Below are 18,150 nucleotides of genomic sequence, written 5' to 3' on the forward strand. Positions count from 1 at the left end.
GCCAGGGGCTGATCCACTACTCAAGTGTCGCTTAGCGCCCGGTCAGGCGCCTGGCGTTTTCCAGGTGGCTGGTGAGCTGCTTCTGGATGCGCTCGGTCGCCTCGTCCAGCGCCCTGCGCGTGCGCCGCCCGCTGCCGTCGCCCGCGTCGAACGGGTCGCCGAAGACGACGTCGACACGGGAACGCAGCGGGGGCAGTGCCTTTATCAACCGGCCGGGCCGATCGGAACTTCCCAGGACCGCCACGGGCACGATCGGTGCCCCGCTGCGGACCGCGAAGTACGCCAGCCCGGCGCGCAGCGAGGCGAAGTCGCCCTCGCCCCGGGTGCCCTCCGGGAAGATGCCGAGCACTCCCCCGTTGTCCAGGACGCCGAGGGCATCGGTGATCGCGGCGCGGTCGGCGGACACGCGGTCCACCTTCAGCTGGCCGATGCCGGTCAGGAACGAACCCAGCGGGCCGACGAACGCCTCCTTCTTGATCAGGAAGTGCGTCGGCCTGGGCGACACGCCCATGACCATCGGGCCGTCGATGTTGTGGGAGTGGTTCACGGCGACGATCGCCGGGCCGGTCGCGGGCAGCTTCCAGGCGCCGAGCACCCGCGGCTTCCACAGCCCGTTCATCAGGCCGACCCCGATGCGCCGCCCGACCTCGGCGCCCCGCTCGGACGGAACGCTCACTTCCCGGCCCGCTTCTCCTCGACCAGGGTGACGACGCACTCGATGACCTGGGCGAGGGTGAGCTCGGTGGTGTCCACCTCGACCGCGTCGCCGGCCTTGGCGAGCGGCGAGGTCTTGCGGCTGGAGTCGGCCGCGTCCCGCTTGATGAGCGCCTCGCGGGTGGCGTGGACGTCGGCGTTCTTCAGCTCGCCGCTGCGGCGGGCCGCGCGGGCCTCCGGGGAGGCGGTGAGGAAGATCTTCAGGTCGGCGTCCGGCAGCACGGTCGTACCGATGTCGCGGCCCTCGACGACGATGCCCTGCTCCGCGCCGGCGGCCAGCGAGCGCTGCAGCTCGGTGATCCGGGAGCGCACCTCGGGCACCGCGCTGACCGCGCTGACCTTGGAGGTGACGTCCTGAGTGCGGATCGGGGCGGCCACGTCGACGCCGTCGACCGTGATGGTCGGGGCGGACGGGTCGGTGCCGGAGATGATCTCCGGCTTGCCGGCGACGGCAGCGATGGCGGTCGGGTCCTCCAGGTCGATCCCGTTGGACACCATCCACCAGGTGATCGCCCGGTACTGGGCGCCGGTGTCCAGGTAGCTCAGGCCGAGCTGCGCGGCCACGGCCTTCGACGTGCTCGACTTGCCCGTGCCGGAGGGGCCGTCGATCGCGACGATCACGGACTTGGCGGTCGGGGCGCCGTTTTCCACGGGGGGACACCTTCCTGGTGCGGTGCGATGAGCGGGGTGCGGGGAGCGGGAGTGCCCTGCACAAGGTTACTGGGTGCGGGTCACTCGTCCGGACGGCCCGCGGGCGCCGCCCGCTCCCGGGCGCATCCGGCACGTCCGGCGGCCACGGACGAGGCCCCGCGGAGCCGGCGCGGGGGCTGGGGGGCGGCAGCCCCGGGAGCGGCCACCCCCGGCACGCGGCTACTGCCGCAGCGCCCACCCCCGCTCGGCCAGCGCGGCCCGCAGCACCGGCACCGCCTTCGGCTCCACCATCAGCTGCACCAGACCGGCCTGCTGCCCCGTCGCATGCTCGATGCGCACGTCCTCGACGTTGACCCCGGCCTGTCCCGCGTCCGCGAAGATCCGGGCCAGCTGCCCCGGCTGGTCGTCGATGAGGACCGCCACGACCTCGTAGACCCGCGGAGCGGACCCGTGCTTGCCGGGCACCCGCACCTGTCCCGCGTTCCCGCGCCGCAGCACGTCCCGGATGCCCGAGCTGCCCTCGCGCCGCTTGTCCTCGTCGGAGGACTGCAGGGCGCGCAGGGCCCGCACGGTCTCCTCCAGGTCGGCGGAGACGTCCGTGAGGAGGTCGGCGACCGGGCCGGGGTTGGCGGAGAGGATGTCGATCCACATGCCCGGGTCGGAGGCGGCGATCCGGGTCACGTCCCGGATGCCTTGCCCGCACAGCCGCACGGCGGCCTCCTCGGCGTTCTCCAGACGCGCGGCGACCATGCTGGAGACCAGGTGGGGCATGTGCGAGACGAGCGCCACGGCGCGGTCGTGGGCGTCGGCGTCCATGACGACCGGCACGGCCCGGCAGTGCGAGACCAGTTCCAGGGCGAGGTTGAGCACCTCGGTGTCGGTGTCCCGGGTCGGGGTGAGCACCCAGGGGCGGCCCTCGAAGAGGTCGCCGGTGGCGGCCAGCGGGCCGGACTTCTCCCGGCCGGACATGGGATGGGTGCCGATGTAGCAGGACAGGTCCAGGCCGCGGGCCTCCAGCTCGCGGCGCGGGCCGCCCTTGACGCTGGCCACGTCGACGTAGCCGCGGGCCACACCCCGGGTCATGGCGTCGGCGAGGAGCGCGGCCACGTGGGCGGGCGGGGCCGCGACGATCGCGAGGTCCACCGGGGCCTCGGGGACCTCGTCGGTGCCGGCGCCGAGCGCGGCGGCCGTACGGGCCTGCGCGGGGTCGTGGTCGGTGAGGTGGACGGTGACGCCGCGCTGGGTCAGGGCGAGCGCGGCGGAGGTGCCGATGAGCCCGGTGCCGATGACGAGTGCGGTCCTCACTGGGCGATGTCCTTGCGCAGAGCGGCGGCGGCGCCGAGGTAGACGTGGGCGATCTCGGCGCGGGGCCGGTCCGACTCGACGTGGGCGAGGACCCGCACGACCCGGGGCATGGCGCCCTCGATGTCCAGTTCCTGGGCACAGATCAGGGGCACGTCGACGATGCCGAGTCCCCGGGCGGCGGCCGCCGGGAAGTCGCTGTGCAGGTCGGGGGTGGCCGTGAACCAGATGCTGATCAGGTCGTCCGCGGCGAGTGAGTTCCGCTCCAGGATGGCGGTGAGCAGGGCGCCCACCTGCTCGTCCATGTGCCCGGCCTCGTCCCGCTCCAGTTGGACGGCCCCCCGGACCGCTCGTACCGCCACGGCGCTGCTCCTTGCTGAGATGCGTATCGGCTCTTGGTCCGTCCAGCGTAGTCAGCCCGCGTCGGTCGGGCGCGCGGCGACCGGTCGCTGAGACAGTGCAGAGATTCCGGTATTTCCTTTTTGATCACTATGTACGTTCGGAGTGATGACATGTCCCAGTGCTCGACCCGCCGCAACGTTCTCGCCACGGGCGCGGCCGCGTTCGCCGCCGTCGGATGCGTGGGATGCGGCGGCACCAAGACCAAGAGCCCGTCGTCCCCGAGCGGGAGCGCGAGCCCCTCGTCCCCGAGCGGGAGCCCGAGCCCCTCGTCCTCGGGCGGGAGCGCGAGCCCCCGGTCCCCGGGCGGGAAGGCGCTGGGGAACACGAGCGACATTCCCGTGGGCGGCGGCAAGGTCTTCAAGGAGCAGAAGGTCGTGGTCACCCAGCCGACGGCGGGCGACTTCAAGGCCTTCTCGGCGATCTGCACCCACATGGGCTGCGAGGTGAACCGGGTGGCGGACGGCACGATCGACTGCCCCTGCCACGGCAGCAAGTACCACGTCGCCGACGGCTCGGTGGCGCACGGTCCGGCGACGAGGCCGCTGCCCGCCGAGACGATCAAGGTCGAGGGAAATTCGATCCGCCTGGTGTGAACGGCCCGCGTACGCTCCGGGCATGCGACCGAAGGACCCCGAGCGTCTCGTACGCGACCACACGATCTACGCCTGCGTCATGGGTTCGCGGGCCTTCGGCCTGGCCACGGAGGCCAGCGACACCGACCGGCGGGGCGTCTTCCTCGCCCCCACTCCCCTGTTCTGGCGGTTCGAGAAGCCGCCGACCCATGTGGAGGGGCCGGGTGAGGAGCGGTTCTCCTGGGAGCTGGAGCGGTTCTGCGAGCTGGCGCTGCGCGGCAACCCGAACATCCTGGAGTGCCTGCACTCCCCGCTCGTGGAGCACATCGACGACACCGGCCGCGAGCTGCTGTCCCTGCGCGGCGCGTTCCTCTCCCGGCACGCCTACGACACCTTCACCCGCTACGCCCTCGGCCAGCGCCGCAAGCTCGACGCCGACGTCCGCACGACGGGTGCCCCGCGCTGGAAGCACGCGATGCACCTGCTCCGCCTGCTGATGAGCGCCCGCGATCTGCTGCGCACCGGGGAACTGCGGATCGATGTCGGCGAGCAGCGGGAGCCCCTGCTCGCCGTGAAGCGGGGCGAGGTCTCCTGGACGCGGGCCGAGGAGTGGATGGCCTCGCTCGCGGCCGAGACCGAGGAGGCGCTGCGCCGCACCCCGCTGCCGCCGGAGCCGGACCACGCGCGCGTGGCCGACTTCGTCTTCCGGACGCGGCGCGCCTCAGCCCTCCAGGCGGAGGCGGACCACCAGGTCGTGCAGGGCGTCGTGGGCGGTGGGCGCGTCGGGCAGGTCTGAGGCGGCCTGCGCCTCGTCGAGCACGGCGTGCAGCCGCTCCACGTCGGCCTCCGCGCGCATGTGGTCGAGCTCGGCGGTGCCGTGCTCGCGCTCCGCCTTGGCGGCTATCAGCTCGGGCAGATAGCCGGGCGCGCCCACCTGGTCCAGGAGCGTGGGCAGATGGGCCTGGACCTCGCCGCTGCGCATGAGGTGTATGCCGGTGAGCAGCACGCGGAACGTGTAGAGCAGCGGCTTGAGTTCGCCGGTCTTCTCGAACAGCCGCCACTGGGTCACGGCGAAGCCCCGGTAGTGGTGGGCGTGGTGGCTGGTGAGGACGCCCGGCACGAGCGCGGTGAGCTCCCGGTGCGCGTCGGTGCTGTGCGCGACCAGGGGGGAGAGCAGCTGCTCCAGCACATAGCCGTTGCGCCGGAGCATCAGCCGTACGAACTTGCGCAGGTCATGGGTGACGAGGTCCATCTCGACGCCGAACCGCACCCAGACCCGCGACCGTGTCTCCTCCGGCTCGCGCAGCCCGACCAGATCGGCGGCGGGCAGCAGGTGGACACCGCGCAGATCCAGGTCGGAGTCCTCGGAGGGGAAGCCGTACAGGTGGGCTCCGGAGACGGTCGCGAACAGCAGCGGGTCGGGCTGTTCGGCGATCACCGATGTCAGGTTCAGGTCGAGGTCGTCGATCATGCGCCTAAGCGTCCCAGAGCGCCCCCAGCGTCAACAGGTCGCCTCCGTACTCGATCCGGTCGGCCCACTCGGCCGGCCAGGCGTCCGCGCCCCGCCAGGCGCCCGCGAAGGCCCCGGTGAGGCAGGCGATCGAGTCCGAGTCGCCCGAGGAGCAGGCGGCCCGGCGCAGGGCGGTGACGGGCTCGTCGGGGAAGAGCAGGAAGCACAGCAGTCCGGTGGCGAGGGCCTCTTCGGCGATCCAGCCCTCGCCCGTGGCCAGGCACGGGTCGGTCTCCGGGGAGTGGGTGCGCACGGCCTCCTGGAGGCGGCCGAGGATGTCCAGGCACTCGTCCCAGCCGCGTGCGATGAAGTGCTCCGGGCTGGGGTCGTGGGAGCGGGTCCACAGGTCGCCGAGCCAGGTGTGGTGGTAGCGGGTGCGGTTGTCGTGGGCGTACGAGCGCAGCTGTCCGACGAGTCCGGCCGGGTCGGTGCCCTGGGCGAGCAGGCGGACGGCGCGGGCGGTGAGGTCGGAGGCGGCCAGCGCGGTGGGGTGTCCGTGGGTGAGCGCGGACTGCAACTGGGCGGCGCCGGCGCGCTGTTCGTCGCTCAGGCCGGGGGTGAGACCGATCGGGGCGACGCGCATGTTGGCGCCGCAGCCCTTGGAGCCGATCCGGCTTGCCTCCTGCCAGACCCGGCCCTCCTCCTTGAGCAGGGCGCACGCGGTCAGGCAGGTGCGGCCGGGGGCGCGGTTGTTCTCGGGCGACTGGTACCAGTCCACGAACTCCTCGCGCAGCGGCCGCTCCAGCCGCTTCGGCGCGAGCACGCCCCGGTCCATGGCGGTCCTGAGCGCGCGGCCGACGGCGAGGGTCATCTGGGTGTCGTCGGAGACGAGGGCGCGCGCGGGCAGCTCCATCTCCCGCCAGGGCCCGCACTTGGCGAGGATCGTGGGCACGTCGTTGAACTCGGTCGGGAAGCCGAGGGCGTCCCCGAGGGCGAGGCCGAGCAGCGATCCGGTGGCGGCGCGCTTGCTCGTCCGAGTGGTGGTCATGAGCGGGGTCCTTCCCGGGACGGTCGGAGCAGGGGCGGGTGCAGGGCGCCTGCGGTGCCCGCGCGGTAGAGCGCGGCCGGTTTGCCGCGGCCTCCGGTCAGCCGGGCGGCGCCGGGGACGGGTTCGACGAAGCCGGGCGTGGCGAGCACCTTGCGGCGGAAGTTGGGCCGGTCCAGGGCCGTGCCCCACACGGTCTCGTAGACCTGCTGCAGCTCGCCGAGGGTGAACTCGGGCGGGCAGAAGGCGGTGGCGACGCAGCTGTTCTCCAGCTGGGCGCCGATCCGGTCGTGGGCGTCGGCGAGGATCCGGTCGTGGTCGAAGGCGAGCGGCCCGGCCGTGCCGTACGGCTGCCAGCGGGCCTGGGCCGCGTCACCGCCGCCGCGGGGCTCGGGGGGCTCGGGGAGCAGTGCGGTGAAGGCGACGGAGACGACCCGCATCCGGGGGTCGCGGTCCGGCTCGCTGTAGGTGCGCAGCTGCTCCAGGTGGAGTCCGGAGACGTCGGCCAGACCGGTCTCCTCGGCGAGTTCGCGCCGGGCGGCCGTCTCGGCGGACTCGTCGGGCAGCACAAAGCCGCCGGGCAGCGCCCAGTGGCCGGCGTACGGCTCCTGCCCGCGCTCGACCAGCAGCACGTGCAGGGCGCCGGTGCGGAGGGTGAAAACGGCGAGGTCGACGGTGACGGCGAAAGGTTCGTAGGCGTACTTGTCGTAGCCCTCCATGGCCGGCCGGTCCTCCTTTATGGTCAGCATGACTAATAGTCGTCATGACTATAAAGAGTGGCCATGGTGATCCGCAACCCCCTCAGCGCCTCCCGCTGCCCCGTTCCCGCATACGACGACGGCCGGTCCCGGGTACCCGGGACCGGCCGTCGGAAAGCCGTGCAGGCGCCTTCTAGAGGTCGACCTCCTTCATCAGCATGCCGACCTCGGTGTTGGACAGGCGGCGCAGCCAGCCCGACTTCTGGTCGCCCAGGGTGATCGGGCCGAAGGAGGTGCGCACCAGCTTCTCGACCGGGAAGCCCGCCTCGGCGAGCATGCGGCGCACGATGTGCTTGCGGCCCTCGTGCAGGGTCACCTCGACCAGGTAGTTCTTGCCGGTCTGCTCGACGACGCGGAAGTGGTCCGCGCGCGCGTAGCCGTCCTCCAGCTGGATGCCGTCCTTGAGGCGCTTGCCCAGGTCGCGCGGGATCGGACCCACGATGGCGGCGAGGTAGGTCTTCTTCACGCCGTACTTGGGGTGCGTGAGTCGGTGCGCCAGCTCGCCGTGGTTGGTGAGCAGGATGACGCCCTCGGTCTCGGTGTCGAGCCGGCCGACGTGGAAGAGCCGGGTCTCGCGGTTGGTGACGTAGTCACCGAGGCACTGGCGCCCCTCCGGGTCCTCCATCGTGGAGACGACGCCGGCGGGCTTGTTGAGCGAGAAGAACTGGTACGACTGCGTCGCGACCGTCAGGCCGTCGACCTTGACCTCGTCCGTCTCCGGGTCGACGCGGCGGCCCTGCTCCAGGACGATCTCGCCGTTGACCTCGACGCGGGCCTGCTCGATCAGCTCCTCGCAGGCGCGCCGGGAGCCGTAGCCCGCGCGCGCGAGGACCTTCTGCAGCCGCTCGCCCTCCTGCTCGGCGCCCGGGAAGGTCTTGGGGAGCTTGACGTCCTTCTTGCCTGCGTAGCGCTCGCGGTTGCGCTCCTCTGCACGCGCCTCGTACTCGCGGGAGCGTCCCGGAGCCGTACGCCCGCCGCTCTGCTGAGGCTGCCTGGGCTGGCCCTTGGCGCCGCCGCGGGCCGCGCCGCCGCGCCCGGACTTGGGACCGTCCGTGCTCGCGCCGGGGCCGACGTCGTAGCGGCGCTCCTCGGGGCGGGGCTTGCGGGGACGGCCCTGCCCCTGCCGCTCGTCCCTGTTGTTGCCGGCACCGCGGTAGTTACCGCGCCCGCCGCTCTTTCCGCTGCCGCTGCTTCGCATCAAAGTTCCGTCTTAGTCGTCCGCATCCTGACCGCCGGGCGCGTCGGGCGCGTCCGGGTCGAACGACGGGACTCCCTCCTGGGTCTCGGCCTCGATCGCCTCCGCCTCCGGGAGGAAGGGCGCGAGCTCCGGAAGCTCGTCCAGGCCGCGCAGGCCCATCCGCTCCAGGAAGTAGTTCGTCGTCCTGTACAGGATCGCACCTGTTTCGGGTTCCGCGCCCGCCTCCTCGACCAGACCGCGCTGCAACAGGGTGCGCATCACACCGTCGCAGTTGACTCCGCGCACGGCTGAGACGCGACTGCGGCTGACCGGCTGGCGGTAGGCGACGACCGCGAGGGTCTCCAGCGCGGCCTGGGTGAGGCGGGCGGTCTGGCCGTCCAGCACGAGCCGCTCGACGGCGGTCGCGTACTCGGAGCGGGTGTAGAAGCGCCAGCCGCCCGCGACGAAGCGCAGCTCGAAGCCGCGGCCCTGCACGGTGTACTCGTCGGCCAGCTCGCGCAGCGCGTCCGCGATCTGCCGCCTGGGCCGTTCCAGGATCTTGGCCAGGTGCTCCTCGGTCGCGGGCTCGTCCACGACCATGAGGACCGCCTCCAGGGCGGGCTTGAGATCAAGGCCGGCGACGGTACCGAGGCCCGCCGGCACTTCCGCGGTCTCCTCACTCATGCCTTCTTCTCCTCCTTCGTCTCCTTGGGCGCCTCGGGCGGCCGGTCGAACTCGTCGGTGACCATCGGCGCCGCCTCCGCGTCCCCGCCGGTCCAGCGCACGAGCAGCTCCCCGAGCGCGTCCTCCTGCTCCAGCGCGACGGCCTTCTCGCGGTACAGCTCCAGCAGGGCGAGGAAGCGGGCGACGACGGTGAGGGTGTCGTCGGTGTCCGAGACGAGCGCGCGGAAGCTGGCCTCACCGAGCTCCCTGAGCCGCCCGACCACGATCCGCGCCTGCTCCTGAACGCTGACCAGCGGGGCGTGGATGTGGTCGACGTACACGGCCGGCTTGGGCCTGGGCTGCATCGCCTTGACGGCGAGCTTGGCGAACCCCTCGGCGCCGATGCTGATGACGACCTCGGGCAGCAGCTCGGCGTGGTGGGGTTCGAGGCCGACGGTACGGGGGTAGCGGCGGGCCTCGTCGTCGAGGCGCTCGGTGAAGATGTCGGCGATCCGCTTGTACGCGCAGTACTGGAGCAGTCGCGCGAACAGCAGGTCACGGGCCTCCAGCAGCGCCAGGTCGGCCTCGTCCTCGACCTCGGCGGTGGGCAGCAGCCGGGCCGCCTTGAGATCGAGGAGGGTCGCGGCGACGACCAGGAACTCGGTCGTCTGGTCCAGGTCCCAGTCCGGTCCCATGGCCCGGATGTGCGCCATGAACTCGTCGGTGACCTTGGAGAGGGCGACCTCGGTGACGTCCAGCTTGTGCTTGGAGATCAGCTGGAGGAGGAGGTCGAAGGGGCCCTCGAAGTTCGAGAGGCGGACCTTGAAGACGCCGTCGGCCGACGCCGGCGGTTCCTGATCCCCTGCGGATGCGGGGGGCGGGGCCGACCCGGCCTCGGGCTCCGGTGCAGGCTCGGGCTCGGGCTCCGGTTCGGATTCCGGCTCCGGTACGGGCTCCGGTTCGGGTTGCGGCTCCGGCTCCGGTGCGGATGGCTCCGGCGTCGGCGCGGGAATCTCCGGCTCGGCAAGGTCCGGCTCGAGAACGTCCGGCTCGGCGGCCTCCGCGGTCGTCCGGAACGGCTCGACGCTCCCGGCTCCCGGCCCCCGCCCCAGCACACGTCGGCGGCCGGCGCCGGCGCCGGGGGCGGGTACGGGAGCGTCGTTCGAGGTCATGGCCCCCGCAGGCTACCGCTACCGCCCGCGCAGCCGCCGTACCAGGATGCTCGCGTCCCCTCGGGACTCCAGGTCGGCCAGGACCACGGCGACCGCCTCCCGGACGATCCGGCCGCGGTCGACGGCGAGCCCGTGCTCGCCTCTGAGGACCAGTCGCGCGTGCTCGAGGTCCATGAGTTCCTCGGCGGACACGTACACCGTGATCTTCTCGTCGTGCCGCTCGCGCCCGCTGGGCCGCCGGGACGCCGCGCGCCCGCGCTTGCGCGGCTGAGCGGCCGCGGCGGGGGCGGCAGAACCTTCCTGCGCCGTCTGTCGGCGTGCCGGGCGGGTGCGGGACTCGCCGGCTTCGGCCGGCTCCGGCTCGACCGCCGCCACATGCTCCGCGCCCTCGCCGTCCCCGCCCTGCGCGGGCACCGACTGCGGTGCGTCCTCCGCCCCTGCGGTGGCGGCCACCGGATCGCTCTCTCCCGCGGGAGCCGGCACCCGGGCCTCGCCGTTGGCCGCGCGCCGGGGCGAGGACGGCTGGAGCGCCATCCCCCCTGTCGTGCGGAACAGTTCGTCGGCCCCGGGCAGACTCACTCGGCGTGACACCGGGCGAGCACCTCCCTGGCGAGCTGGCGATAGGCGGCGGCACCGACGGAGTTGGAGGCGTACGTGGTGATCGGCTCACCGGCGACCGTGGTCTCCGGGAAGCGGACCGTGCGGCCGATGACCGTGTGGTAGACGTGGTCGTCGAACGCCTCGACCACACGGGCCAGGACCTCGCGGCTGTGGACCGTGCGCGAGTCGTACATCGTGGCGAGGATGCCGTCCAGTTCCAGCTCGGGGTTGAGCCGCTCCTGGACCTTCTCGATGGTCTCGGTCAGCAGGGCCACACCGCGCAGCGCGAAGAACTCGCACTCCAGCGGCACGATCACCTTGTGCGCGGCCGTCAGCGCGTTGACGGTGAGCAGGCCGAGCGAGGGCTGGCAGTCGATCACGATGTAGTCGTAGTCGGGCAGCAGCGGCTTGAGCGCCCGCTGCAGGGTCGACTCGCGCGCGACCTCGGAGACCAGCTGGACCTCGGCGGCCGACAGGTCGATGTTGGAGGGCAGCAGGTCCATGTTGGGGACCGCCGTCTTCAGCAGGACCTCGTCCGCGGACATGCCCCGCTCCATGAGCAGGTTGTAGACGGTGAGGTCGAGCTCCATCGGATTGACGCCGAGACCCACCGACAGCGCGCCCTGCGGGTCGAAGTCCACGAGCAGCACGCGCCGGCCGTACTCCGCGAGCGCGGCACCCAGGTTGATGGTCGACGTCGTCTTGCCGACGCCGCCCTTCTGGTTGCACATCGCGATGATCTTCGCGGGGCCGTGGTCGGTCAGCGGGCCCGGAATCGGGAAGTACGGCAGCGGGCGTCCGGTCGGACCGATGCGCTCACGGCGCTGGCGGGCCGCGTCGGGCGCGAGCGTGGCCGCGTACTCCGGGTCGGGCTCGTACTCGGCGTCGGGGTCGTAGAAGTGCCCCTCGGGCAGTTCGTCGTAGTCGGCGAAGTGGTTGTGGGGCGCGCCACTTCCGTCGCCGGCCATGGCGTTCACGTGATGGCCATCCATGCTCTGGTGTGCTGTCCGGGCGGTCTGTGGCCCCGGACTCTGGTGGGCTGCGAAGGTGCGCACTGCTACGGAGCCGACAGCCTCGAATCCCGCGGGGCCATGGCCCCGTACAGGCATTCCTGGTTGACCACCCCCGGGAGAAAATGTCGACTCATTCACAAGTCGTCTTACCTCCTTGGTGACCAGGGAACTTCTAGACAAGGTCAGCGTGGCACCATGCCGACGGTTGGCGACTCTATGGCGTGTCGGCGGTCCGCAGCAACACAATCCGCCGGACCCGGCAGGATGTGTCGGCAATGAAACATCCCGCTGTCAAGGGCGTACGGCCGTCGCACAGCAGGTTTCACCGGTGTGCGAATCGGTCGAAGGGTTACGTTCGAGGCGAGTTGACCAAGAGTCGCCAAGTGACCATACACACATCCGGCCGGACCTTGTCGGGCAAGGTCCGGCCGGGTGCGCACGGTTGACGACCTGAGTTGACGTATCGCCTTTTACCTGTCGGTGACTTAGCGACTCACCGGGTCGGACGGTCAGCCGAGCAGGGACTCCAGCTCCACGTGCTCCAGACCGTGGGCCTCGGCGACCTCCTTGTAAACGACCTTGCCGTCATGGGTGTTGAGACCCTTGGCGAGCGCGGCGTCGCGGCGCAGCGCCTCGACCCAGCCATTGTTGGCCAGCGAGACGATGTACGGCAGCGTGGCGTTGGTGAGGGCGTTGGTGGAGGTGTTCGGCACCGCGCCCGGCATGTTGGCGACGCAGTAGAAGACCGAGTCGTGGACCCGGAAGGTCGGCTCGGCGTGCGTGGTGGCACGCGAGTCCTCGAAGCAGCCGCCCTGGTCGATCGCGATGTCGACAAGAACACTTCCGGGCTTCATGCGGGACACCAGCTCGTTGGTGACCAGCTTGGGAGCCTTGGCGCCCGGGATCAGGACGGCACCGATGACGAGGTCGGCGTCGAGGACGGCCTTCTCCAGCTCGAAGGTGTTGGACATGATCGCCTTGACCTTCGTACCGAAGATCTTGTCGGCCTCGCGCAGCTTGTTGATGTCGCGGTCCAGCAGGGTGACCTCGAAGCCCATGCCGATGGCGATCTGGGTGGCGTTCCAGCCGGAGACACCGCCGCCGATGACGACGGCCTTGGCCGGGGTCACGCCCGGGACGCCGCCCGGCAGCACACCGCGGCCGCCGGCCGGGGCCATCAGGTGGTAGGCGCCGACCTGCGGGGCCAGGCGGCCCGCGACCTCGGACATCGGGGCGAGCAGCGGCAGCGCGCGGTTCGGCAGCTCGACGGTCTCGTAGGCGATGGCCGTGGTGCCGGACTCGATGAGCGCGTCCGTGCACTCCTTGGAGGCGGCCAGGTGCAGGTAGGTGAAGAGGATCTGGTCCTTGCGGAGGCGGTGGTACTCCTCGGCGATGGGCTCCTTGACCTTCAGCAGCAGGTCGGCGGCGGCCCAGACCTCGTCCGCGGTCTCCAGGATCTCGGCGCCGGCGGACACGTACTCGCTGTCCGTGATCGAGGAGCCGAGGCCGGCACCCCGCTCGATGACGACCTGGTGGCCGTTGCGCACCAGCTCGTGCACACCGGCGGGGGTGATGGCCACCCGGAACTCGTTGTTCTTGACCTCGCGGGGGATGCCGACCTTCACGTCGATCACGGTCCTTGGCTCAGAGGGTATGGGGGGTGCATTACAAGACATACCCAGGCATGCGGGGGCATACCGGGAGACACCGCAGGAGAACGAGCGGCAGAGCCAGTTTAATGAAGGTGTTCCGAGTGTCTAGCCTTTCATTGCATCAATCTTGGCTGGATGCACTACGGATTTCGCAGGCGTCAGCGTCATCTTCCGAGGTGGACCCGTCTTCGGGCTCCTCCTCGCGCAGCATGCGCTCGGCCATCGCGCGGTGCAGGTGGGCGGCCGTGGGGTCGCCGAGCCGGTCCAGGGTGTCGGCGAGCCGGAGCCGCAGCGCGGCCTGCAGCCGGACGTCGTCGGCGCGCCGTGCCCACTCCACCGCCTCCTGGCAGGTGCGCAGCGATTCCTCGGGCCGTCCCGCGTACTCCTGGACCCGGGCCACCTCGCTCAACGCCCGCGCGTGGGCGGCGACATCATCGTTCTTGCGGTACCCGGCGGCGGCCGCCCGCCAGTTCCTGAGCGCCTCGCCGTAGCGGCCCGCGTAGGTGTGCGCGGTGGCGATCCGGCCGTACAGCCGGGCGGCCTCCGCGCGCTCGCCCCGCGCCAGCCGCTCACCGAGGGCCCGGCCGAACCAGTCGGCGGCCCGGTCGTAGTCCCCCAGCTCCTGGTGGGCGCCGCCTACGGATTCCATCGCGCGGCGGGTCGCGTACGGGTCGTTCGCCGCGCGTGCGGCGTCCAGGGCGGCCCGGTAGCGGGCCAGCGCGGCCTGGGTACGGCCGGTCTGCGCGTCCAGATCGCCCAGGTTCAGCAGGGCCGCGGCCTTCTCCCGGTGCAGCCCGCGCCGCTCGGCGACGTCCAGGACGAGGCTGTGCACGCCGTACAGGTCAGAGGCGGCCGCCTGGGTGCCGAAGTGCGCCGCCATGGCCCTGACCAGCTGGGACATCAGCCGGCGGGCGAGGGTGTCCAACTCCCCGTCGGCCACGGCCAGACGGACGGCGGCCAGCAGCGCGGGCCTGCGCACGCGCAGCCACTCGGCGGCCGCGCGCGGGGTGGGGAAGCGGAGCGCCGGGGGCGTCTCCTGCAGCTTCTCCCGGGCCTGCGGGCTGTCCGTCTCGGTGATCGCCCGGCACGACTGCAGCAGCCGTACGGTCCGCTCCAGCATGCGGGCGCGGGCCAGCTGCAGCTCGGCCGGGCGCTCCTGGCTCTCGGCCCGGGAGCGCAGCAGCGGGTGCAGACAGCCGGGGACGTCGTACTCGGGCAGCGGGGAGTCCACGGTGCGCAGCAGGCCGAGGGTGACCAAGTCGTCGAGAGAGGCGCGGGCGGCTTCCACCGAGCAGCCGGCCAGGGCCGAGGCGGTGTGCGGGTCGATCAGGCCGGCCGGGGCGAGACAGAGCAGTCGCAGTATCCGGGCGGCGGGGCCGGGCAGCTGGTCGTAGACGAGCCGGAAGACACGGGCGAGGGGGCTGCCGTCGACGCTCTCGGCGCCCGCTTCGGGGTCCGTGTGCATCCGCTTGGCGAGGTCGGACACGGCCGCCTGGGGCCGGGAGCTGAGCCAGCCGCCGGCCAGGGTGAGCGCGGCCGGGTGGCCCTGGCAGGCCTCGGCCAGGCTCTCGGCGGAGCGCGGGTCGACCGTGATGCGGACGGAGCCCGCGTAGCGGGCCAGGAATTCCACCGCCGACTTGGTGTCCAGGCCCCCCAGGGTGCAGGGGCGGACGTCGGCGATGCCGGTGAGCGGGCCGTCCGAGACGGCGACCACCAGGCAGTCGGGGGCGTCCGGCAGCAGCGCGTCGACCTGCTCGGCCCCTGCCGCGTCGTCCAGCAGGAGCAGCGCGCGCCGCTCGGCGAGGGCCGCGCGCAGCGCCTCGGTCAGGTCGTCCTCGCCGGCTCCGGCGGGGGCCCGTACCTCCAGCGCGGCGAGCAGCTCGCGGGCGGCGCGTTCGATCGGCACCGGGGTGCCGTCGGGCTCGCTGAGCCGGGCCCGCAGCACTCCGTCGGGGTAACGCTCGGCGACCCGGCGCACGAGTTCCTCGGCGAGGGCGGTCCGGCCGGAGCCGGGGCGGCCCGCGATGAGGAGCACGCGCGCGCGGGGGACTTTCCGGCCGGAGAGGGTGTCCAGGCCCGCGCGCTCGATGTCGGCACGCAGCTCTTTCAACTCCCGTGTACGGCCCAGGAAATGGTCCCGCACGGCCGCAGATGCCGGCAGCCGCGAGGTGCCTGTGTCCACCGCCTGTTCCGTCACGGGCCACACTCCCGTCCCACCGCATGCGCAAATCCGCCGGGTCCTTCCGGTACGGGGGTTGCACCTGCTCTTCGGCTCACTCACGAAGAGCCTAGTTCACGCTCTGCGACGTTCCGTGAAGAGCAGGGCGGGCACGTCCCCCGATCGGATCAGGCGATCGTCACACCATCGCGCGAAAGGGTGAGTTCAGGACGCGAACGGACGCGCGGGCCACGGCGCGTCGGCCGGGCGCAGGGCGTCCAGCCCGTCCGCGCCGCGCGCGGCGACCAGGGAGAGGACGCCCACGACGAGGCAGTTGTTGTGCACGTCACCGGCGAGCACCCGGCGCACCAGCTCGTCGACCGGCACGCGCGCGTACTCCATGTCGGTCTCCTCGTGCTCCGCCTCGAAGCGCTCCCCCTCCGCCTCGGCCAGATCGCGGGCGAGGAAGATCCGCACGGCCTCGTCGCAGCCGCCGGGGGTGGTGTACACGTCGGTCAGCACCCGCCAGTCCTCGGCCTTGACGTGCGCCTCCTCGTACAGCTCGCGCTGGGCGGCGTGCAGCGGGTTCTCGCCCGGCACGTCGAGCAGGCCGGCCGGGATCTCCCACAGCTTGTGCCGCACCGGGTGGCGGTACTGGTTGATGAGCAGGACCCGGTCCTCCTCGTCCAGGGCGAGGACGGCGACCGAGCCCGGGTGCACCTGGTAGTCGCGGCGGACCACCGAGCCGTCGGGCATGACCACCTCGTCCGTGCGGACGGAGGTCTTGTTGCCCGTGAAGGGCGTCTCCGTCGAGCGGATCTCCCACTCCTCGGGGGTGTCCTTGATCGTCATGCCCTGCTCCTCCACACATGCACAAGCGGCTGGGGTGCGATCGTTCTGAACGCGCGCGCCCCAGCCACCGTACAACTCATGTGTTACTTCGAGATCTTCCGCTCGACGGCGGCCTTCACCAGGCCCGCGAAGAGCGGGTGCGGACGCGTCGGCCGCGAGCGCAGCTCGGGGTGCGCCTGCGTGGCGACCAGGTAAGGGTGCACGTCACGGGGGTACTCGACGTACTCCACGAGCTTGCCGTCGGGCGACGTCCCGGAGAACAGGATGCCCGCCTTCTTCTCCAGCTCGGCGCGGTAGGCGTTGTTGACCTCGTAGCGGTGGCGGTGCCGCTCCTCGATGTACTCCTTGCCGTCGTAGACCTCGCGCACGATGGAGCCCTCGGCCAGCTTGGCCGGGTACATGCCGAGCCGCATGGTGCCGCCCATGTCGCCCTCGCCGGCGACGATGTCCATCTGCTCGGCCATGGTGGAGATGACCGGGTGGCCGGTGGCCGGGTCGAACTCGGTGGAGTTGGCGTCCGGGATGTCGGCCAGGTTCCGGGCGGCCTCGATCACGATGCACTGCAGGCCCAGGCAGAGGCCGAGCAGCGGGATCTTGTTCTCGCGGGCGAAGCGGATGGCACCGACCTTGCCGAGCACACCGCGGTCGCCGAAGCCGCCCGGGATGCAGATGCCGTCGACGTCGCCGAGCTGCGCCTTGGCGCCCGCCGGGGTCTTGCAGTCGTCCGAGGTGACCCACTTGATCTTGACGCGGGCCTTGTTGGCGAAGCCGCCCGCGCGCAGCGCCTCGGTGACCGACAGGTACGCGTCGGGCAGGTCGATGTACTTGCCGACCAGGGCGAGGGTGATCTCGTGGTCGGGGTTGTGGACGCGGTCGAGCAGGTCGTCCCAGGTCGTCCAGTCCACGTCCCGGAAGGGCAGGTCGAGCTTGCGGACGACATAGGCGTCCAGGCCCTCGGTGTGCACGACCTTCGGGATGTCGTAGATCGAGCGGGCGTCGGGGCAGGCCACGACGGCGGCCTCGTCCACGTCGCACATCAGCGAGATCTTGCGCTTGATCGCGGTCGGCACCTCGCGGTCGCAGCGCAGCACGATCGCGTCGGGCTGGATACCGATGTTGCGCAGCGCGGCGACGGAGTGCTGGGTCGGCTTGGTCTTCAGCTCGCCGGAGGGGCCGATGTAGGGCAGCAGCGAGATGTGCACGACGAAGACGTTGTCCCGGCCGACCTCGTGGCGGACCTGGCGGACGGTCTCCAGGAACGGCAGCGACTCGATGTCGCCGACGGTGCCGCCGACCTCGGTGATGACGACGTCCACCTCGTCGGTGGCCATGCGCCGGATGCGGTGCTTGATCTCGTTGGTGATGTGCGGGATGACCTGGACCGTGTCGCCCAGGTACTCGCCGCGCCGCTCCTTGGCGATCACCGTCGAGTAGACCTGACCGGTGGTGACGTTGGCGGAGCCGTCCAGGTCGCGGTCGAGGAAGCGCTCGTAGTGGCCGATGTCCAGGTCGGTCTCGGCGCCGTCGTTGGTGACGAACACCTCACCGTGCTGGAAGGGGTTCATCGTGCCCGGGTCGACGTTCAGGTACGGGTCGAGCTTCTGCATCACGACGCGCAGACCGCGGGCCTTGAGCAGCATGCCCAGGCTGGAGGCGGTGAGGCCCTTGCCGAGCGAGGAGGCGACACCCCCGGTGACGAAGATGTGCTTGGTCGTCGTGGATTTGGGCGTCATGGCCAAGAGGGGGCTCCCGTGGTCGCTGTCTGTGATGCGTTGCGGCCCCCTGCCCGGAGATTTCCGCGCTTTCACGCTTTTCTCAGGGAGGAGCCGTCGCTGCGGTTCGGGGGTTTGTCGCCCACCGGTCCACGGGCTACCAGCGTAACAGCGCCTCGGGGTGATGGCTCCCGGCCACGCTCCGCGCTCGTGCCGACACGCAACCCTCGCCGCACCCGTCACATGCGTCGACACAG

18 protein-coding genes are annotated in these 18,150 nt (G+C 71.7%); 2 read left to right on the top strand and 16 right to left on the bottom strand.

Features of this window, described 5'->3' with window-relative positions:
• Positions 1-31: 31 nt before the first annotated feature.
• The 4 genes from AVL59_RS35530 to aroH all read right to left on the bottom strand — a co-directional run bounded on the left by AVL59_RS35530 (position 32) and on the right by aroH (position 3,029).
• Positions 32-619 carry a lysophospholipid acyltransferase family protein gene (locus AVL59_RS35530; RefSeq protein WP_067318127.1) on the bottom strand — a complete coding sequence of 196 codons (588 nt, stop codon included), beginning with the start codon at positions 617-619 and terminating at the stop codon, positions 32-34.
• Positions 620-672: 53 nt separating this feature from the next.
• The gene (gene cmk / locus AVL59_RS35535) at positions 673-1,365 is read right to left on the bottom strand and encodes a (d)CMP kinase (protein WP_067312933.1); all 693 of its coding nucleotides are present in this window, start codon (positions 1,363-1,365) and stop codon (positions 673-675) included.
• Between the two features lie 219 nt (positions 1,366-1,584).
• A complete protein-coding gene (locus AVL59_RS35540; RefSeq protein WP_067312935.1) occupies positions 1,585-2,670 on the bottom strand; it encodes a prephenate dehydrogenase in 1,086 nt (361 codons plus the stop codon).
• Complete coding sequence (gene aroH, locus AVL59_RS35545; protein ID WP_067312936.1) at positions 2,667-3,029, bottom strand: chorismate mutase; 363 nt, start codon at positions 3,027-3,029, stop codon at positions 2,667-2,669. Before aroH ends, AVL59_RS35540 begins: the two co-directional genes overlap by 4 nt.
• Before the next feature lie 150 nt (positions 3,030-3,179).
• On the opposite strand from aroH, the gene AVL59_RS35550 reads away from it, so the two are divergent.
• Both AVL59_RS35550 and AVL59_RS35555 read left to right on the top strand, forming a co-directional pair.
• Complete coding sequence (locus AVL59_RS35550; RefSeq protein ID WP_067312938.1) at positions 3,180-3,662, top strand: Rieske (2Fe-2S) protein; 483 nt, start codon at positions 3,180-3,182, stop codon at positions 3,660-3,662.
• 22 nt (positions 3,663-3,684) lie between these two features.
• Complete coding sequence (locus tag AVL59_RS35555; RefSeq protein ID WP_067312943.1) at positions 3,685-4,437, top strand: nucleotidyltransferase domain-containing protein; 753 nt, start codon at positions 3,685-3,687, stop codon at positions 4,435-4,437.
• On the opposite strand, the gene AVL59_RS35560 is transcribed toward AVL59_RS35555, so the two are convergent.
• The 12 genes from AVL59_RS35560 to AVL59_RS35615 all read right to left on the bottom strand — a co-directional run bounded on the left by AVL59_RS35560 (position 4,363) and on the right by AVL59_RS35615 (position 17,914).
• Positions 4,363-5,112, bottom strand: coding sequence for a nucleotidyltransferase domain-containing protein (locus tag AVL59_RS35560; RefSeq protein WP_067312945.1), 750 nt, complete (start codon positions 5,110-5,112; stop codon positions 4,363-4,365). The genes AVL59_RS35555 and AVL59_RS35560 overlap by 75 nt on opposite strands.
• 4 nt (positions 5,113-5,116) lie before the next feature.
• Positions 5,117-6,139 carry an ADP-ribosylglycohydrolase family protein gene (locus AVL59_RS35565; RefSeq protein ID WP_067312947.1) on the bottom strand — a complete coding sequence of 341 codons (1,023 nt, stop codon included), beginning with the start codon at positions 6,137-6,139 and terminating at the stop codon, positions 5,117-5,119.
• Complete coding sequence (locus AVL59_RS35570) at positions 6,136-6,885, bottom strand: NUDIX hydrolase (RefSeq protein WP_372450394.1); 750 nt, start codon at positions 6,883-6,885, stop codon at positions 6,136-6,138. Before AVL59_RS35570 ends, AVL59_RS35565 begins: the two co-directional genes overlap by 4 nt.
• A gap of 142 nt (positions 6,886-7,027) precedes the next feature.
• Entirely contained in the window at positions 7,028-8,092 is a 1,065-nt protein-coding gene (locus AVL59_RS35575) for a pseudouridine synthase (RefSeq protein WP_067312950.1), read from the bottom strand.
• Between the two features lie 12 nt (positions 8,093-8,104).
• Positions 8,105-8,755, bottom strand: coding sequence for an SMC-Scp complex subunit ScpB (scpB, locus tag AVL59_RS35580; protein WP_067312952.1), 651 nt, complete (start codon positions 8,753-8,755; stop codon positions 8,105-8,107).
• The gene (locus tag AVL59_RS35585; protein ID WP_067312954.1) at positions 8,752-9,906 is read right to left on the bottom strand and encodes a segregation and condensation protein A; all 1,155 of its coding nucleotides are present in this window, start codon (positions 9,904-9,906) and stop codon (positions 8,752-8,754) included. The genes scpB and AVL59_RS35585 overlap by 4 nt, the downstream gene beginning before the upstream one ends.
• A gap of 18 nt (positions 9,907-9,924) precedes the next feature.
• Positions 9,925-10,497: a hypothetical protein gene (locus tag AVL59_RS35590; RefSeq protein WP_067312956.1), complete on the bottom strand. Its 573-nt coding sequence runs from the start codon at positions 10,495-10,497 to the stop codon at positions 9,925-9,927.
• Positions 10,482-11,615, bottom strand: coding sequence for a ParA family protein (locus AVL59_RS35595; protein ID WP_079147162.1), 1,134 nt, complete (start codon positions 11,613-11,615; stop codon positions 10,482-10,484). The genes AVL59_RS35590 and AVL59_RS35595 overlap by 16 nt, the downstream gene beginning before the upstream one ends.
• A 413-nt stretch (positions 11,616-12,028) precedes the next feature.
• Entirely contained in the window at positions 12,029-13,153 is a 1,125-nt protein-coding gene (gene ald / locus AVL59_RS35600; RefSeq protein WP_067312958.1) for an alanine dehydrogenase, read from the bottom strand.
• A 139-nt stretch (positions 13,154-13,292) separates the two neighbouring features.
• Positions 13,293-15,368, bottom strand: a complete 2,076-nt coding sequence (locus tag AVL59_RS35605; protein ID WP_067318129.1) for a tetratricopeptide repeat protein — start codon at positions 15,366-15,368, stop codon at positions 13,293-13,295.
• Positions 15,369-15,554: 186 nt separating this feature from the next.
• Positions 15,555-16,181 (bottom strand): NUDIX domain-containing protein, encoded by a 627-nt coding sequence (locus tag AVL59_RS35610; protein WP_067312960.1) that lies wholly within the window; start codon positions 16,179-16,181, stop codon positions 15,555-15,557.
• 83 nt (positions 16,182-16,264) lie between these two features.
• Positions 16,265-17,914: a CTP synthase gene (locus AVL59_RS35615; protein ID WP_067312961.1), complete on the bottom strand. Its 1,650-nt coding sequence runs from the start codon at positions 17,912-17,914 to the stop codon at positions 16,265-16,267.
• Positions 17,915-18,150 lie beyond the last annotated feature (236 nt).

Source organism: Streptomyces griseochromogenes (genome assembly GCF_001542625.1).
Classification (GTDB): domain Bacteria; phylum Actinomycetota; class Actinomycetes; order Streptomycetales; family Streptomycetaceae; genus Streptomyces; species Streptomyces griseochromogenes.

What these genes read in the sequence shown, in the direction of transcription:
- AVL59_RS35530 (WP_067318127.1), bottom strand. Translation starts at nt 619, where the DNA reads ATGAACGGGCTGTGGAAGCCGCGGGTGCTCGGCGCCTGGAAGCTGCCC.
- AVL59_RS35550 (WP_067312938.1), top strand. Translation starts at nt 3,180, where the DNA reads ATGTCCCAGTGCTCGACCCGCCGCAACGTTCTCGCCACGGGCGCGGCC.
- AVL59_RS35555 (WP_067312943.1), top strand. Translation starts at nt 3,685, where the DNA reads ATGCGACCGAAGGACCCCGAGCGTCTCGTACGCGACCACACGATCTAC.
- AVL59_RS35560 (WP_067312945.1), bottom strand. Translation starts at nt 5,112, where the DNA reads ATGATCGACGACCTCGACCTGAACCTGACATCGGTGATCGCCGAACAG.
- AVL59_RS35565 (WP_067312947.1), bottom strand. Translation starts at nt 6,139, where the DNA reads ATGACCACCACTCGGACGAGCAAGCGCGCCGCCACCGGATCGCTGCTC.
- AVL59_RS35570 (WP_372450394.1), bottom strand. Translation starts at nt 6,885, where the DNA reads ATGCTGACCATAAAGGAGGACCGGCCGGCCATGGAGGGCTACGACAAG.
- AVL59_RS35575 (WP_067312950.1), bottom strand. Translation starts at nt 8,092, where the DNA reads ATGCGAAGCAGCGGCAGCGGAAAGAGCGGCGGGCGCGGTAACTACCGC.
- scpB (WP_067312952.1), bottom strand. Translation starts at nt 8,755, where the DNA reads ATGAGTGAGGAGACCGCGGAAGTGCCGGCGGGCCTCGGTACCGTCGCC.
- AVL59_RS35585 (WP_067312954.1), bottom strand. Translation starts at nt 9,906, where the DNA reads ATGACCTCGAACGACGCTCCCGTACCCGCCCCCGGCGCCGGCGCCGGC.
- AVL59_RS35595 (WP_079147162.1), bottom strand. Translation starts at nt 11,615, where the DNA reads ATGCCTGTACGGGGCCATGGCCCCGCGGGATTCGAGGCTGTCGGCTCC.
- AVL59_RS35610 (WP_067312960.1), bottom strand. Translation starts at nt 16,181, where the DNA reads ATGACGATCAAGGACACCCCCGAGGAGTGGGAGATCCGCTCGACGGAG.
- AVL59_RS35615 (WP_067312961.1), bottom strand. Translation starts at nt 17,914, where the DNA reads ATGACGCCCAAATCCACGACGACCAAGCACATCTTCGTCACCGGGGGT.